Source organism: Spirosoma sp. 209, from assembly GCF_002006735.1.
GTDB classification, from domain to species: Bacteria; Bacteroidota; Bacteroidia; order Cytophagales; family Spirosomataceae; genus Spirosoma; species Spirosoma sordidisoli.
In genome coordinates, this window is the sequence record NZ_MVEC01000001.1 from 622,313 (window position 1) to 637,892 (window position 15,580).

The window sequence follows — 15,580 nt, forward strand, 5'->3', positions numbered from 1 at the left end:
GCATGCACCACAACGTACAAAAGCTATTTCGCGCGTATCGGGCGGTCTGTCTGTATATCCTGCTGGGATGTCAGCTTTCAGCCAGCAGTCTGCTCTATGCCCAGCAGAAACCCGCGGCTACTACCGCCGTTGTCAGCGCGCCCGACGACCGGAGCCCGATCCGGGTTCGCCAACCCGATGCGGAGCGCCTGCGCGATCTGGAAACCAGCCGCGACTACCAGTACGGTACCGACGCTCCGCCCCCCGACAATCCGGTGGGTCGGTTTATCGCCTATATTTTCGGTAAACTGCGGGATCTGCTGGCCAGCGAAGCCTATCAGAACGTAGGTCAATACGTTCTGCTGGCGGCTATTGCCGGTCTGGTCATCTACTGGCTCATGAAGGCCGAGGTGCTGGGGTTTCTGTTTGCGCAGCGGGCTCAGTCGGCCGGGCTTGACTATGAGAACCTGAGCGAGAACATTCACGAGATTAACTTCGACGAAGCCATCGACGAAGCCGCCCGGCTGCGTAACTACCGGCTGGCGACCCGGCTGCTGTATTTGCAGAGCCTGAAACGCCTGACCGATATGGGCCAGATCAGCTACAAAGCCGATAAGACCAACCGACAGTACGTTCATGAACTGGCCGGGTCGCCCCGGCAGGCCGACTTTGACGAACTGACCCGCCAGTTCGAGTTTGTCTGGTACGGCAGCTTTCCCATCGATGAGTCGCGATTTACCGCTGTTCAGGCCCGGTTCCGCCAGTTCATGAACTCGATTGCCGGGAAGACTACTCACTGAAAAACTGCTGATCTGTTTTGCGTAAACCCAATAAATACCTGCTGTTCCTGCTCGTCACGGTGATGGCGTATGCGCTCGTTGAGTACTACCGCCCCCGCCCCATCGACTGGACACCAACGTACGAAAACGACGACCGGATTCCGTTCGGCACGCAGGCCCTCTTCGAGCTCTTGCCTTCGCTCATGCAGCAACCGGCCGTCAAAACGGTTCGGCTACCGGTCTATAACTTCCTGACCGAGACCAGACCGGCGGGCCGCAGCAACTACGTGTTTATCTGCCGCAGTTTCGAAGCCGATGCCAACGACCTCCGCCAGCTGTTCCGCTACGTGAAGCAGGGTAACAACTGCCTGATTTCGGCCTACGACATGCCCGATTCGCTGGGTAAAGCGCTGGGCTTCAAAGCCGATCTGCGCACCCCCGACCGGGCCGACTCCAGCCTGCGCCAGAACTTCGTCAACCCGGCTCTCAAAAAACCGGCCGGGTATCGGTTCTCGCGCGACGATGGCCGGAATTACCTGCGTATCAACAAAACCGGGGGCATTACCGTGCTGGGGCGCAACGCCCGCCAGGAGCCGGTCTTTATCCGGGTACAGTACGGGAAAGGGCACTTTTTTATTCACAACCTGCCCCTGGCCTTCACCAACTACTACCTGCTCAACCACCCCTCGTCCGACTATGCCATCAAAGCCCTGTCGTACCTGCCGGCCTGGCCAACCTATTGGGATGAGTACCAGAAACAAGGCCGCTTCGACGAAGATCAGCAATCCATTCTGCGGTACATCTGGTCGCAGCCGGCGCTGACCTGGGCCTATTATCTGGTCGTGATCGGGTTACTGCTCTACGTCATCTTTGCCGGCAAACGAACGCAGCGCATCATTCCGGTCATGGAGCCACCCCGCAATACCTCCCTCGATTTTGTGAAAGATGTAGGGCGGCTGTATTTTCAGCAACGCGATCACGACAACATGGCCCGCAAAAAAGTCCAGTACTTTCTGGCCGACCTGCGCGAACGCTACGGGCTGAACACCAATCAGCTCGACCACGAGTTTACCGAGACCCTGGCCCGTAAAAGCGGTTTACCCACCGATCAGACCGCCGAGCTGGTACGGCTCCTGCGCAACGCCCAGAAAAGCGTTACGTTATCTGAATACGACTTACTGACACTGAACGGTGCCATCGAAAAATTCAATCAAACTGTCTGAATGGAGTCTTTTAATTCGCGTATCGACCTGACCCCGCTTACCACCGCCGTTGACGCCATCCGGGCCGAAGTGGGCACCGTTATTGTGGGCCAGCACCAGACCATAGACCTGCTGCTGACCGCCCTGCTCGCCGACGGACACGTGCTGATCGAGGGCGTTCCCGGTGTGGCTAAAACCCTGACCGCCAAGCTGCTGGCCAAAACATTATCGGTCGGCTTCAGCCGGATTCAGTTCACGCCCGACCTAATGCCGTCCGATGTGCTGGGAACGTCGATTTTCATGCCCAAAACCGGCGATTTTTCGTTTCGGCAGGGGCCTGTCTTCTCTAACCTGGTGCTGATCGATGAAATTAACCGGGCTCCGGCCAAAACCCAGGCTGCCCTGTTCGAAGTGATGGAAGAGCGCCAGATCACCAACGACGGCACCACCTACCCGCTCGACGAACCGTTTATGGTGCTGGCTACCCAGAACCCTATCGAACAGGAAGGTACCTACCGACTTCCCGAAGCCCAGCTCGACCGGTTTCTGTTCAAAATTGTGGTTGGCTATCCCGACGCAGCCGCTGAAGTAGACATTCTGAAAGGCCATCACCAGCGCCGAAACCTGACCGATGCGGTACAGGCCGTTTCGGCGGTACTCAGCGCCGGCCAGCTGGCTTCGCTGCGCGCTCAGGTTCATCAGGTACACGTAGAAGATAAGCTTTTCGAGTACATCGCCCAGATTGTACAGGCCACCCGCGCCAACAAATCGCTGTATCTGGGGGCTTCGCCACGCGCATCGGTCGCCTTGCTGAACAGCGCGAAGGCGCTGGCTACGCTGCGGGGTCGCGACTTCATAACGCCCGAAGATGTGCAGGAACTGGCGGCTCCCGTACTGCGTCACCGGATTCTGCTCACGCCCGAACGCGAGATGGAAGGCGGCACGGCCGATGACGTAATTGCCCAGCTGGTTCAGAAAATCGAGGTACCCCGATGAAAAAGCAGGGCTGGCGCAATGGAAAAAAATACGCGCTGCCTGGTCTGTTCTTATTTGGTTTCTGGCTTACGACTACGGCTCAGCCACTTACCCGCGACCAGTTAACAGGCCAGTGGATCGGCGTACACGCGGAGTTAAACAACGCGTCTCTTTGTCCGCTATCAACCTACCTGGACCTGCGAAGCGATGGTTCGTTTTACCTGGGTATGGTCGACGGTAAGGCCCCTCCCAAAGTTATGACCTGGGCGATGAAGGCGGGCCAGCTGCGGCTCGATGTGCTGACTTATGCCCTCGACCTGATTTCGCTGACAAACGATGTATTACGAATTGGGCAGGACTCGCCGATGCTCTTTCGACGCTTTCAGGAGATAGCCGTTGATTCGACCGCAGCCTTTCAGACGTTGAACGGTCGGGTTTGGGAGACGGATAGCCTACGCCTGTCCTTGTTTGCCAACGGGAAACTGCTCTGGGAAAACTGCCAAACCTACGAGCAAACGGTGCATTGCTGGCAGTTAGCCCGGTACGGAACCGCTGTGTTTCTGGTAACGCGCGGCAACGCCCATACCTGCGAAGGCGACTACAAACCGCTTTGGCAGCTTACCCAGTCAGGAAAACAACAGTTCAGGGCCATCGGCTGGAACGGCCAGGCAGTAGCTACCGAAACCTTTCGGCTGGTTCGTCCGCTCAAACTCTCCGAAATGCCCCCAGCAAACGAGTTTCAGCGTTGCGCCAACTGTTTTGATGGGAGTCGGTATTCGGTTGCCGAACCGTTTCTACGAAGGTATCAACCCATGCTGTACGACATCAGGAAGGCGTTTGAGCAATACTACAAACCGGTTGTGGCCAGTGGGCAGTCGGGCCTGGTTCAGATTCAGTTTGCCGTTGACTGCGACGGGCGTATGGGGCGGTTTCTGGTGAAGGGGTTCGACAACGACTATCAAGCCAAGTCGTTCGATCCGCAACTTGTAGCGCAGCTTTTGACCATTTGCCGCCAAAAGCTACCGGCCGGCTGGCGACGCGATCCATTGACCGACCAGCAGCAGTCAGACATAGACGTATTGCTAAACGTTCGGCTCAGCAACGGCACCATAACCGATGTTTTCTTATGAAGCGTTTTCTGCTGATTAGTTTAATTTGGCCGGGGTATCTGTTGGCGCAGGATAATGCGCGTCAGATCGAGATGACGCAGTTGTTGCTGATTAAAAACCATCAGGTACTGTCGGGTAATAAGCAGCCGGACGGTCTCGCCGAACATTCAGAAACAGTACTCCGCAAAGCCGAACGGTACCGCTATCAGGGTGATTTTGATAAAGCCGTTCCGTTGTACCAGCAAGCTGCTCAGCTGAATCCAAAACGCCAGGGTTATATTGGCTACGTTCATCTGGCTTTTCTGCACGATTACAGCCGGGCTATGCAATACCTGAACGCCTACGACGCGCTGACACCCACGTTCGACGATATAGAAGGCAACAACCCCGTTAGTTATTACCGGGGCGTTATCTATTTGAAAACAAACGAGTTTGCGCTGGCTATCGAGCAATTAAACAAGTCGATTGGCGATATCGAACGCAAACATGGTTCAGAATGGGTCAACTACCGTTATTACGTGAGCCGGGCCAGAGCGTTCTTGGCAACCAGTCAACCTCAAAAAGCTCTGGATGACCTTGATAAGGCGGTTGCCAACTACAAAAAAAGCGCACTGGCGTATTACCACCGGGGTCTGGCTTTGGTACAGCTTGGCCGAACAGCCGAAGCTAAATCGGCTTTTCAGGACGCTCAGTTTTTTTTCGGCGCCAAGCGGGTCGAAGCCTTGCAGGCCGGGCAAGCCGTTATACCCGAGGATCAGCTCTTCCCCCTGTACGAGTCTGAAATCGAAGCTGCCATCGACCAGCTTAAACTTAAACCGTAACACAACATGAATCCATTCTACGAAAGCATTAAAGGCGTATTGCAGAACGCCCGCGCCACCGCGTTCCGGGCCGTAAACTTCGCTATGGTCGACGCCTATTGGAACATTGGCCGACTCATCGTTGATGAAGAACAGCAGGGAAAAAGCCGCGCCGAATACGGCACCAGTCTGCTCAAATACCTCGCCCAACGATTAACTACCGATTTTGGGAAGGGGTTTGATGAACGCGAGATGCGTCGAATACGCCAGTTCTATCTGCAGTTTCCAATTCGGGACGCAGTGCGTCCCGAATTGACCTGGACGCACTACCGCCTGCTGTCGAAAGTTGACAACGCCAACACCCGCACCTGGTATATGAACGAAGCCGCCGAACAGCAGTGGAGCAGCCGGGCGCTGGAACGACAAATCAACTCGCTATACTACGAGCGGCTGCTGGCTACCCGCGAAACGGATCGGCCAGACATCCGGCAGGAGGCCGACGAAAAAACGAAGCCGTTGCAGATTAAACCCGAAGATGTACTGAAAGACCCATATATACTTGAATTCCTGAACCTGCAACCGAACTGGAAAATTTACGAAAAATACCTTGAACAGGCTCTCTTAGACAACCTGCAAACGTTCATGCTTGAATTAGGTAAGGGGTTTGCGTTTGTGGCGCGGCAACAACGTATGGTAGAAGACGACGACAGTTTTCGGGTTGATTTGGTGTTTTATAATTATATACTGCGCTGTTTTGTGCTGGTAGACCTAAAAGTCGGCAAACTAACGCATCAGGATGTTGGTCAGATGGATATGTATGTACGGATGTACGAAGACCAGCACAAACAACCCGGCGACAACCCGACCATTGGACTGATTTTATGTACGGAGAAGAACGAGACCGTTGTGAAGTACTCGGTTCTGAACGGAAGTCAGCAGCTGTTTGCGTCAAAGTATAAACTGTTTTTGCCCAGCGAGGAGGAGTTGCGCCATGAGATTGAGCGCGAGAAAGTACTTATAGAACAAAACCGGCGTAACCCATGAACTTCTTTCGCCCCCTGTTTATCTCGCTCCGCCTTTGGTTCACGCTGACTGGCTTTGTGCTGGCGTTTGTACTGGCCTATGCCGTTCCCCTGTTGTTTCCGCTGGTTCAGGTAGCGTTTGTCGTCTTTCTGTTCCTGATTGGCCTGGATGGCTGGCTGCTGTTCCGAACCGAAGCCGGCCTGTTTGCCCGGCGTGAAGTGCCCGACCGGCTCAGCAACGGCGATCAGAACCCGCTCACGGTCTACCTCGAAAACCGGTACGCGTTTCGGGTCGATACCGAAGTGATCGATGAAATTCCCTTTCAGTTTCAGCGACGCGACGTGCTATTCCGGGCGCAGTTACAGGCCCGCGAAACCCGCGCTATCCGTTACGAACTGCGCCCTACGCGCCGGGGTGAGTACAGCTTTGGCGCCGTCAACGTCTTTGTGCTATCGCCACTGGGGTTGCTGAAACGCCGGTATCAGTTTGAGCAGGGTAAGCTGGTGGCCGTATACCCGTCGTTTCTACAAATGCGGCAGTATGAGCTGCTGGCGGCTACGAACCGCCTGAACGAAGTAGGCGTGAAGCGAATACGCCGGCTGGGACATAGCACCGAGTTTGAGCAGGTTCGGCCCTACACTACCGGCGACGATGTTCGGACGGTGAACTGGAAAGCTACCGCCCGGCGCAGCGATCCGCGGGGGGCCTCGCTGCAGATCAACGCCTACCAGGATGAACGGTCGCAGCCGGTCTACTGCCTGATCGATAAAGGCCGGGTCATGCGGTCGCCTTTCGAAGGGTTGACGCTGCTCGATTACGCGATCAACGCCAGTCTGGTGCTCAGCAACATCGCCTTACTCAAACAGGACAGAGCGGGCCTCCTGACCTTCTCTGACCACGTAGGCCAGCTCTTGCCCGCCGACCGGCGGGCGGGCCAGCTGCTCAAGATCATGGAAGTATTATACCGCCAGAAAACCCGCTTCCAGGAGACCGATTACGAGAGTGTATACGCTACCGTCCGCACGAACATTCGCCAGCGAAGCCTGTTGCTGTTGTTCACCAATTTCGAAACGGTAAGCGGTATGCAGCGGCAGCTTCCGTACCTCCGCCGACTGGCTAAAGATCATTTATTACTGGTCATCTTCTTCGAAAACACCGAACTCCGCGCCCTGCTTGATCAGCCCACCCCCGACACCGAAGCCATCTACCTGAAAACCATTGGGGAGAAGTTTGCCTATGAGAAAAAGCAGATTGTCAAAGAATTGGGCCAGTATGGCATCCAGACTATTCTGACCGCTCCACAGAACCTGACCGCCAACACCGTAAATAAGTACCTCGAGCTAAAAGCCCGGAACATGATTTAACCCGTACCGCCCCAAAAAAAGCCCCAACACGGCAATATGTTAATAGATTACTATCGGCCATATTACCAAAAATCCCCGGTCGGGGCGGCATGTCAACAAACCCTGACCGCACAAAAAACCCAACGGAACGGATATCGACCGTCACACATGGCCCCCTCAGACCCGGATTCCTGTTACTGACCGGCGTCGCTCAATCCGCCTTTGACCGATTCGTAATCTGACTTGATACGGCCCATTTCTTTGGCCAGAAACGCCTGAAGCTGGGCGTTGAATTCGGTTTTTTCGGCATCGCTTAGGCTGGCGTATACCTCTTTAAGCTCCTGATTGATGGCGGCTCGCTCGGCATCATCAGCCGCGTTGATGGACCGGATATGGTATCGGCGAAAATCGTACTGGGGCATGTCTGATTCTGTTCGTTAGGGTAAAATCTCCCGGCACAAAGGTACGACAGCCGGTATAAAGCGAAAAAGGCCGATCGAACGACCGGCCTTTTTCAAAAGAACATATCTCTCTATGACTGCATCAGCGCTTCGTTGTCTTTAAGCCGTGCTCTCTGTACCCGACCCGACACCACGATACTGATTTCATACAGCAGCGCCAGCGGCAGGGCCACCAGAATCTGGCTGTACAGATCGGGCGATGGGGTAATGATACCGGCGACGACCAGAATCACGATCCAGGAGTGGCGACGATACTCACGCATGAAAGCAGGCGTTAACACCCCAACTTTAGACAGGACGAAGGCTACAATCGGCATCTGAAAAATAAGGCCGCAACCCAGCGCCAGCGTCACGATTACGCCGATATAGGAGGTAATATCAATATTGTTCTCGATCCGGCTCGACAGGGTGTAGTTGACCAGGAAGTTGATAGCCAGGGGCGATACGATGAAATAGCCGAACAGCAGGCCCATCGAAAACAGCAGCGACACGAAAAATACCGCTCCGCGAGCCGCCCGCTTCTCGGACTGACGCAGACCCGGCTTGATAAACCGCCACACTTCCCAGAAGGCATACGGGAAAGCAAAGCTCAGGCCCACGAAGAACGACGACGTCAGCGACATGGTAAACTGATCCGATAAGCCCAGCGCCTGGAGTTTGAACGTCAGTTTCTTCACACACAGATCGGCATACCCCGTATAGTCGGCCAGCTTACACATCTGCCGGTACGTCCAGAAATCGGTCTTGGCCGGTCCGAGCAATACGTACTCGAAGATATCGTCAATAAAAATGAACGCCGTGACGGTAAACACCAGAATAGCCGCAGCGGCCCGGATAATGTGCCAGCGGAGTTCTTCCAGATGGTCCAGAAAAGACATCTCCTTGCCTTCGGTGTCGATGTCTTCGTCGGTCAGTTGATCGAGTGGCATATGCTTGGTTGAGCGATTGACTGATTGAGCAATTGAGTGATTATAACGGCAAGTTAGTCATCGCTCAATCACTCAATCACAATTAACTTTTGTAGAGCGGAAATGCTTTCATCCACTCGTTGATTTCTTCTTTAACGGTCAGCAGCGTTGCGCTGTCGTCATGGTTCATCAGCACCCGGTCGATATATACGACAATCTGCTCCATGTCCGATTCTTTCAGACCGCGGGTTGTCATAGCCGCCGTACCGACGCGCATGCCCGAGGTAACCATCGGCGACTTATCATCGAACGGAACCATGTTCTTGTTGATGGTAATGTCGGCCTTGATCAGCGTGTTTTCGGCCAGCTTACCCGTGAGGCCTTTGCTCCGCAGGTCGATCAGCATCAGGTGGTTATCCGTACCGCCCGAGATGATCGAGTAGCCACGATCGGTAAATGCTTTGGCCATGGCCTGCGCGTTGGCTTTCACCTGAACGGCATAGTCGTAGAAATCGTCGGTGAGGGCTTCGCCGAAGGCTACGGCTTTGGCAGCAATGATATGCTCGAGCGGCCCCCCCTGCGTACCGGGGAAAACGCCCGAATCGAGCAGCGACGACATCAGGCGGGTTTCGCCCTTGGGGGTTTTGATACCGAACGGATTCTCGAAATCGTTCCGCATCAGAATCAGTCCGCCCCGGGTGCCGCGCAGGGTTTTATGGGTGGTCGTCGTAACGATATGGGCATGCGCCAGCGGGTCGTTCAACAGCCCTTTGGCAATCAGACCAGCCGGGTGCGACACGTCGGCGAGGAGCAGGGCGCCCACTTCGTCGGCAATGGCGCGGAGCCGGGCGTAATCCCAGTCGCGGCTGTAGGCCGATGCGCCACAGATGAGCAGTTTGGGCCGCTCCCGTTTGGCTGTTTCTTCGACCACGTCGTAGTTGATAACGCCCGTTTCGCGCTCTACGCCGTAGAACGTAGGCCGGAAGTATTTGCCCGAGATGTTGACCGGCGAACCGTGGGTCAGGTGACCGCCGTGGCTGAGGTCGAATCCCAGGATGGTATCGCCGGGCTGCAGACAGGCCAGGAATACGGCCATGTTGGCGTTGGCGCCCGAGTGTGGCTGTACGTTGGCCCAGGTAGCGCCGAACAGCTCTTTAGCGCGGTCGATGGCAATTTGCTCGACCTGGTCCACTACCTCACAGCCCCCGTAATACCGTTTGCCGGGCAGGCCTTCGGCATACTTGTTGGTGAGCACGCTCCCGGCCGCTTCCATAACGGCAGGCGATACGAAATTTTCGGAAGCAATCAGTTCGATACCGGACTCCTGCCGGTGTTGTTCTTTAGCAATCAGGTCAAAAATCTGCGTGTCGCGGGCAGCGGTGGTTGCGGTCGTCATGCGCGTAAGTAGTTCAATGAGTTATCGGTCCGGTTGTTCGTCACGCTAAACCGACAAACAACTCCTTTTACGGGACAAAGGTACGGCGGAAAACGGTAGTCTGCCGAAGATTTTCACTTCCCGCGCGAGACGAGCTGGTAGGTCAGGGGCGTCATCCCCGTGTGCTGCCGGAACTGCCGGTGAAAGTGGGATATATTATTGAAACCGCTCTCCAGACCGGCCTGTCCGACGGGTATGTCGGCTTCGCTGAGCAGTTTGCGGGCGTGGCTGATCCGGAGTTCGTTCAGGTACTCGACAAAGGGCTTACGCGTTCGTCGCTTGAAATACCGGCAAAAAGCCGCCGGCGCCATGCCGGCAACCGACGCAATCTGCTCGATCCGGATCTCGTCCCGAAAATTGGCCAGGGTAAACTCCAGCACCCGCTTCATCCGCTCGGTCTCGCCCGCGCTGGGCGCCAGCCGATAGCCGTCGCTGGCCAGGGGCTGCGCGTCCGGATCGGTCGTAAGCCGGGTCAGCACCCGCAACAGGCCCATAAGTTGCTCCATCCGGGTCTGCGCGATCAGCTCCGTCAGCAGCGGGGCCAGCTGGGTGGCACAGGTCTCGCTGAACCGCAGGCCGTGCTGACCGCGCCGGAGCATCGCGCAGAGCGGGCCGGCCTCGGGCAAATGAGCCAGCACCGTGTCAACCAGCGCAGCCCGAAACTGCACCACAATCGACTCGGCCAGCCGGTCGGAGCCGGATTCGTAAAAATCGGCATCGCACCGCCAGAAGTGCGGCAAATCCGGGCCGAGCAGCACCAGATCGCCCGGCCTGAACAACGCCACATGGTCGCCAACGAACCGGTGTCCGTAGCCACTGATAATATAGGTCAGCTCGTACTCCGGGTGGTAGTGCCAGGGCGCATCGAAGTACGGAAGCCGGAACTGCCGAACCAGCAGCGAGCGCTGATCACCAATAGTTACTTTTTCGAATAGCGCTTTCATCTTAAACAGTATACTGACTACAGGTGAGCGATAGTAAGCAAACGATGGTCAAAATACTACACAAATAGGCAAAACCTGCTTCATCTACTCATCAGCTCTCCCTCTACTTTTGTAGCTGTTCTGCTCAGCGAACCGGTTCGCTGATAGCCTATCAAAACCCTTATGGAAGCGACTATCGACAAAACATCCCTGCTGCAGGAGCTGGCGAGTCCGTATGCGGTCAGCCCCGAAGCCATTGCTTTCTATCGTCAGAACGGCTACGTAAAACTTAAGCAGGTGCTCAGTCCGGCCGTGCTGGCTTATTATGGCGACATCATTACCGAGCTGGTTTTTCGACTCAATACGCTCGATAAGCCGATGCACGAACGGACGACCTACGAGCGGGCTTTTTTGCAGATCATGAATCTCTGGCAGGAAGATGAGGAGGCCCGTGAGTTTGTTTTCTCGAAGCGACTGGCCCAGCTGGCGGCTGATCTGATGGGCGTTGAGGGCGTCCGGCTGTACCACGACCAGGCGCTGTATAAAGAACCCTCGGGCGGCATCACCCCCTGGCATGCCGATCAGTTCTACTGGCCGCTGGCGTCACCGCATACCGTTACGGTCTGGATTCCGTTACAGGCAACCCCGATGGAGATGGGTCCGCTGGCGTTTGCCGAAGGATCGCAGCATGTCGAGATTGGCCGCGACCTCGAAATCAGCGACGAGAGCGAAACGGTGCTGTCTGGCTTGCTTCAGCAGCAGAACTTTCCGCTCAACGACACGCCCTTCGAGCTGGGCGAGGTCAGCTACCATGCCGGCTGGACCTTTCACCGGGCCGGGCCAAACGTATCGGACTCGCCCCGGAAGGTGATGACCATGATTTACATGGACAAAAACCAGGTCATTATGCCGCCCCGCAACCGGTATCAGGTAGCCGACCACGCGCGGTGGCTGGCGAATGTACCCGTTGGCAGCCAGCCGCAGGATGATATCAACCCCGTTCTGTTCAGCTATTGATATGGATTCATAGCTGATCAGTTCGTATACATAAACACACCTAACTTTTCGTTTCGTTGGTGCGCCCCGGCCTGTGTTGGGGCGCATTTTTTTTGGAGCCGCACAAATGGAAGTATTTTTGCGGGATTGCTGTTACCCCATCAAACCAACACTTACCCAAAGCGGTATGAAATCATTTGTTGCGCTCGTTGCCGGACTGCTGCTGTCCGTAGTCACGTTCGCCCAGCTTACCAAAGATCCCACGAAATGGTCGGTTTCGGTACCGAAGCAACCCGCGAAGGTGGGCGACGTCGTGGAAGTTCGCATCCGGGCCACTATTGCCGATAGCTGGCATATCTACTCGAACGACCTCGACCCGAACATCGGTCCGTTGCCAACGAGTTTCAAGTTTACCCCTTCCGATAGCTGGCAGCGCGTCGGCAATGTCGTGCCGGTTGGGGTCGAAGAAGTGTTCGAAGAAGTATGGGGCGCTAAAATCCGCCAGTTTTCGGGTACGGCGACCTTCGTTCAGAAAATCAAGGTGCTGAAACCGGCGGTTGAGTTCAGCGCTACCACCGAGTATATGGCCTGCTCCTCGAAAGACGGCACCTGCCTGCCCCCCGCCGAAGCTCAGCTGAGCGCCCAACTGACCGTGACGAGTCCGGCTACAACTTCAGCTACGGTAGCAGCTGCAACGCCTACAGCCTCATCGGCCGTTACGCCCCCCGTTTCTGAAACCACCGTGGCCGCCACGACCCCGGATCCGGCCCTGACCGCGACTACCGGCACCAGCGCCCCCACCGTAGAACAGGCTGCTGACAAACCCGTCGATGCGCTCGACGCGGCTGCCCAGGCTGGCGAAACCACCGACACGTCTATGATGGGGTTCATTGTGGCGGCTTTTCTGTCGGGCCTGGTGGCGCTGCTGACGCCCTGCGTATTCCCGATCATTCCGATGACGGTTAGTTTTTTCACCAACCAATCGGGCGGTCGCTGGAAAGCGCTGCTGTTCGGAGCCTCGATCATCGGTATCTACGTGCTGATCGGTACGGTTGTGTCGCGCATAAACGGACCGGCCTTTGCCAATTTTGTAAGCACCCACTGGTTGCCTAACGTCCTGTTCTTTGCCATTTTCTTTGTGTTCGGGCTGTCGTTTCTGGGTTTGTTCGAGATCGTTCTGCCCAGTTCGCTGGTCAACAGCGCCGATGCCCGGGCCGAGCGGGGTGGTCTGGCGGGCGTATTTTTCATGGCCTTTACCCTCGTGCTGGTTTCGTTCTCCTGCACCGGCCCCATTGTGGGTAGTCTGCTGGTGGCTTCGGCCGGGGGCGAAGTGGTGAAACCGATTATCGGTATGACCGCCTTCTCGTCGGCCTTCGCTATCCCGTTCACGCTGTTTGCGGCTTTTCCGCAGTGGCTCAAAAGTATGCCCAAATCGGGTGGCTGGCTCAATGGCGTTAAAGTGGTGCTGGGCTTTCTGGAGCTGGCGCTGGCGCTCAAGTTTCTGAGCATTGCCGATCAGGTCTACCACTGGGGCCTGCTCGACCGGGAGATTTTCCTGGCGTTCTGGATCGTCATTTTCGCGCTGATCGGGTTTTACCTGCTGGGCAAGATTCGTTTGCCACACGATAGCGAAGTTAAGAACGTCAGTATTCCCCGGCTGCTGCTGGCCATTCTGATTTTCGCCTTTGTCGTTTACATGATTCCGGGCCTGTGGGGTGCTCCGCTGCGGGCGCTGTCGGGCTACCTGCCACCCAAAACCAGCCAGGATTTCGACCTGAATGCCCGGTCGACGGGGGCCGCTGCGCCGGTCAGCACGCTGGGCGAGGTGCCTAAATACAGCAATCTCTTCGAGCTGCCGCATCAGTTGCAGGGCTTTTTCGAGTACAGGCAGGCGCTGGCGTATGCCAAAAAGGTAAATAAACCGCTGTTCATCGACTTTACCGGTCATGGCTGCGTCAACTGCCGCGAAATGGAAGCCCGCGTCTGGTCAGACCCGGCGGTACTGTCGCGGCTGCAGAACGACTTTGTGGTGCTGGCGCTGTACGTAGATGATAAAACCGAGTTGCCCGAGTCGGAGTGGTACACCTCTGCGTATGATCAGAAAGTAAAGAAAACCATTGGCGCCCAGAATGCCGATCTGCAGATTACCCGGTATAACAACAACGCCCAGCCCCATTACTGCCTGGTCGATGCCGACGGGAAACTGCTGGTAGCACCGAAGAACTACGACCGCAGTATCGACACCTTTGTTGCCTTCCTGGACTCGGGAAAAGCGAAGTTTAACGCCCAGGTTCAGTAAGCCTGCTTCATAAACAGAAAGCCCCGCCAGATCATCTGGCGGGGCTTTCTGTTGCCGTATTTCGAATTGGCTACACGGCGGCTTTGGCCGGAATGGCCTGCGCCTGCACCAGTTCCAGATCCGGTTTAGACTCGTCGGCAATGGCTACCCGACCGCGCTCTTTACGCACAATGCGCGAGAACAGCGAAATCTCCTGGTCGAACAGGAACCGGAAAAACAACCGCACATACGAGGTGTGGTATTTCAGCGTCTCGTAATACTCCGGCGCGTTTTTCTTGATGTCGGGCAGTCGGTTCCAGGGAATGGACGGAAAATCGTGGTGTTCGTTGTGAAAACCAACGTTCAGGTTGACCGTATTCAGCTGGCCGTAGTAGCTGTAGGTTTCCTGTTCTGGGTCGAGGGTCAGGTAGTGCTCCTGAATCCAGCGGGCGCCCAGCGGGTGGAGCCCTACCGAGAAAAACAGGCATAGCACCAGAAAAGCCAGCGCTTTCCAGCCGAACAGGGTTACGATCAGTACGTCGAAGGCCAGCTGAACGATGATGTTGGCAGCGACCCATTTGTCGATGACAGCCAGTTCGCGCATCCGAATGGTGCGGATACCCTGAAAAATCGGGAACATCAGCAGCCAGAACGCTTTACCAATGGCGTAGTTGTTAATCAGCTTGGCTTCGTACCAGTCGGGCAGGTCGGCGTCCAGCTCATGTACTCCCTGAAACGCGTGGTGTTTGATATGAAAATTCTTGAACGAGAGCGCCGTGGGGAAAGCCGTGGGCAGGTTGGCCAAAATAGCGGCCCAGGCATTGGCAGCCGGCTTACGGAAAATCAGGTTATGAGCCGCTTCGTGGATGCACACAAACAGCGTATGCGCCGGAAAAGCCCCGATGAACCAGGCCGCTGCAATAACGACCCACCACGACTGGTCACGAACGAGCCAGGCCATAGCCGTCATCAGGGTTACGCAGCCCACAATGACCCAGAACGTGGCCGGGTTTTTCTGACCGATCAGTTTCTTGATCTCGGGATGTGCTTTCAGAATTTGCCGGGTACGAATGCGGTGTGGCTCCGTAGTCGTGGAGCGAACAAAATCATTTACTCTTGCCATAGTTGATGTCGCCGGTACGCGTTCGGTAAGTAACGGATGGTAAAAATAGCATTTTGTCCCCGTTATTCGACGGGTTGTCTAAAAACCCACCGCATTTTTAACCAGATGCTAATGAGCTGGTTTGAGCGGGTCGCGGTGGGTTTATAGCCCGGCCTACACAAGAAAAGCGGAGCCAGTAGCTCCGCCTTTACTTATTCAGGTTGATTCAACAAAATGTCTATGACGACTGTCGGTGGCGTCGGTGCA

14 protein-coding genes are annotated in these 15,580 nt (G+C 55.8%); 9 read left to right on the plus strand and 5 right to left on the minus strand.

Annotated features, from left to right (window positions below; translation table 11 throughout):
- The first annotated feature begins 2 nt into the window (after positions 1-2).
- Genes B1C80_RS02690 through B1C80_RS02720 form a run of 7 tightly spaced genes read left to right on the plus strand, consistent with a single transcriptional unit; the run spans position 3 to position 7,231 of the window.
- On the plus strand, positions 3-779 hold the full coding sequence (locus tag B1C80_RS02690; RefSeq protein WP_077919492.1) for a DUF4129 domain-containing protein: 777 nt from the start codon (positions 3-5) through the stop codon (positions 777-779).
- Between the two features lie 17 nt (positions 780-796).
- Positions 797-1,981, plus strand: coding sequence for a DUF4350 domain-containing protein (locus B1C80_RS02695; RefSeq protein WP_077919493.1), 1,185 nt, complete (start codon positions 797-799; stop codon positions 1,979-1,981).
- Positions 1,982-2,956, plus strand: coding sequence for a MoxR family ATPase (locus B1C80_RS02700; RefSeq protein ID WP_077919494.1), 975 nt, complete (start codon positions 1,982-1,984; stop codon positions 2,954-2,956). It abuts the gene before it with no gap.
- Positions 2,953-4,065, plus strand: coding sequence for a hypothetical protein (locus tag B1C80_RS02705; protein WP_077919495.1), 1,113 nt, complete (start codon positions 2,953-2,955; stop codon positions 4,063-4,065). Before B1C80_RS02700 ends, B1C80_RS02705 begins: the two co-directional genes overlap by 4 nt.
- Complete coding sequence (locus B1C80_RS02710; protein ID WP_077919496.1) at positions 4,062-4,865, plus strand: lipopolysaccharide assembly protein LapB; 804 nt, start codon at positions 4,062-4,064, stop codon at positions 4,863-4,865. Before B1C80_RS02705 ends, B1C80_RS02710 begins: the two co-directional genes overlap by 4 nt.
- Positions 4,866-4,871: 6 nt before the next feature.
- Positions 4,872-5,888: a YhcG family protein gene (locus B1C80_RS02715; protein ID WP_077919497.1), complete on the plus strand. Its 1,017-nt coding sequence runs from the start codon at positions 4,872-4,874 to the stop codon at positions 5,886-5,888.
- The gene (locus B1C80_RS02720; protein ID WP_077919498.1) at positions 5,885-7,231 is read left to right on the plus strand and encodes a DUF58 domain-containing protein; all 1,347 of its coding nucleotides are present in this window, start codon (positions 5,885-5,887) and stop codon (positions 7,229-7,231) included. The genes B1C80_RS02715 and B1C80_RS02720 overlap by 4 nt, the downstream gene beginning before the upstream one ends.
- 173 nt (positions 7,232-7,404) lie before the next feature.
- On the opposite strand, the gene B1C80_RS02725 is transcribed toward B1C80_RS02720, so the two are convergent.
- The 4 genes from B1C80_RS02725 to B1C80_RS02740 form a co-directional block, all read right to left on the minus strand.
- On the minus strand, positions 7,405-7,632 hold the full coding sequence (locus B1C80_RS02725) for a hypothetical protein (protein WP_201723542.1): 228 nt from the start codon (positions 7,630-7,632) through the stop codon (positions 7,405-7,407).
- 110 nt (positions 7,633-7,742) lie between these two features.
- Complete coding sequence (gene tatC / locus B1C80_RS02730; protein ID WP_077919499.1) at positions 7,743-8,600, minus strand: twin-arginine translocase subunit TatC; 858 nt, start codon at positions 8,598-8,600, stop codon at positions 7,743-7,745.
- 82 nt (positions 8,601-8,682) lie between these two features.
- Positions 8,683-9,975: a serine hydroxymethyltransferase gene (gene glyA / locus B1C80_RS02735; protein ID WP_077919500.1), complete on the minus strand. Its 1,293-nt coding sequence runs from the start codon at positions 9,973-9,975 to the stop codon at positions 8,683-8,685.
- Between the two features lie 113 nt (positions 9,976-10,088).
- Positions 10,089-10,958 carry an AraC family transcriptional regulator gene (locus B1C80_RS02740; RefSeq protein WP_077919501.1) on the minus strand — a complete coding sequence of 290 codons (870 nt, stop codon included), beginning with the start codon at positions 10,956-10,958 and terminating at the stop codon, positions 10,089-10,091.
- A gap of 162 nt (positions 10,959-11,120) precedes the next feature.
- Between B1C80_RS02740 and B1C80_RS02745 the strand changes: the two genes are divergently transcribed.
- Both B1C80_RS02745 and B1C80_RS02750 read left to right on the plus strand, forming a co-directional pair.
- Positions 11,121-11,954 carry a phytanoyl-CoA dioxygenase family protein gene (locus B1C80_RS02745; protein ID WP_077919502.1) on the plus strand — a complete coding sequence of 278 codons (834 nt, stop codon included), beginning with the start codon at positions 11,121-11,123 and terminating at the stop codon, positions 11,952-11,954.
- A 166-nt stretch (positions 11,955-12,120) separates the two neighbouring features.
- Complete coding sequence (locus tag B1C80_RS02750) at positions 12,121-14,232, plus strand: thioredoxin family protein (RefSeq protein ID WP_077919503.1); 2,112 nt, start codon at positions 12,121-12,123, stop codon at positions 14,230-14,232.
- Positions 14,233-14,302: 70 nt separating this feature from the next.
- Here B1C80_RS02750 and B1C80_RS02755 read toward each other — a convergent pair whose 3' ends face one another.
- Entirely contained in the window at positions 14,303-15,334 is a 1,032-nt protein-coding gene (locus B1C80_RS02755; protein ID WP_077919504.1) for a fatty acid desaturase, read from the minus strand.
- Positions 15,335-15,580 lie beyond the last annotated feature (246 nt).

Coding starts and splice junctions, on each gene's coding strand:
- B1C80_RS02690 (WP_077919492.1), top strand. CDS start 3: ATGCACCACAACGTACAAAAGCTATTTCGCGCGTATCGGGCGGTCTGT.
- B1C80_RS02700 (WP_077919494.1), top strand. CDS start 1,982: ATGGAGTCTTTTAATTCGCGTATCGACCTGACCCCGCTTACCACCGCC.
- B1C80_RS02705 (WP_077919495.1), top strand. CDS start 2,953: ATGAAAAAGCAGGGCTGGCGCAATGGAAAAAAATACGCGCTGCCTGGT.
- B1C80_RS02710 (WP_077919496.1), top strand. CDS start 4,062: ATGAAGCGTTTTCTGCTGATTAGTTTAATTTGGCCGGGGTATCTGTTG.
- B1C80_RS02715 (WP_077919497.1), top strand. CDS start 4,872: ATGAATCCATTCTACGAAAGCATTAAAGGCGTATTGCAGAACGCCCGC.
- B1C80_RS02720 (WP_077919498.1), top strand. CDS start 5,885: ATGAACTTCTTTCGCCCCCTGTTTATCTCGCTCCGCCTTTGGTTCACG.
- B1C80_RS02725 (WP_201723542.1), bottom strand. CDS start 7,632: ATGCCCCAGTACGATTTTCGCCGATACCATATCCGGTCCATCAACGCG.
- tatC (WP_077919499.1), bottom strand. CDS start 8,600: ATGCCACTCGATCAACTGACCGACGAAGACATCGACACCGAAGGCAAG.
- glyA (WP_077919500.1), bottom strand. CDS start 9,975: ATGACGACCGCAACCACCGCTGCCCGCGACACGCAGATTTTTGACCTG.
- B1C80_RS02740 (WP_077919501.1), bottom strand. CDS start 10,958: ATGAAAGCGCTATTCGAAAAAGTAACTATTGGTGATCAGCGCTCGCTG.
- B1C80_RS02745 (WP_077919502.1), top strand. CDS start 11,121: ATGGAAGCGACTATCGACAAAACATCCCTGCTGCAGGAGCTGGCGAGT.
- B1C80_RS02750 (WP_077919503.1), top strand. CDS start 12,121: ATGAAATCATTTGTTGCGCTCGTTGCCGGACTGCTGCTGTCCGTAGTC.
- B1C80_RS02755 (WP_077919504.1), bottom strand. CDS start 15,334: ATGGCAAGAGTAAATGATTTTGTTCGCTCCACGACTACGGAGCCACAC.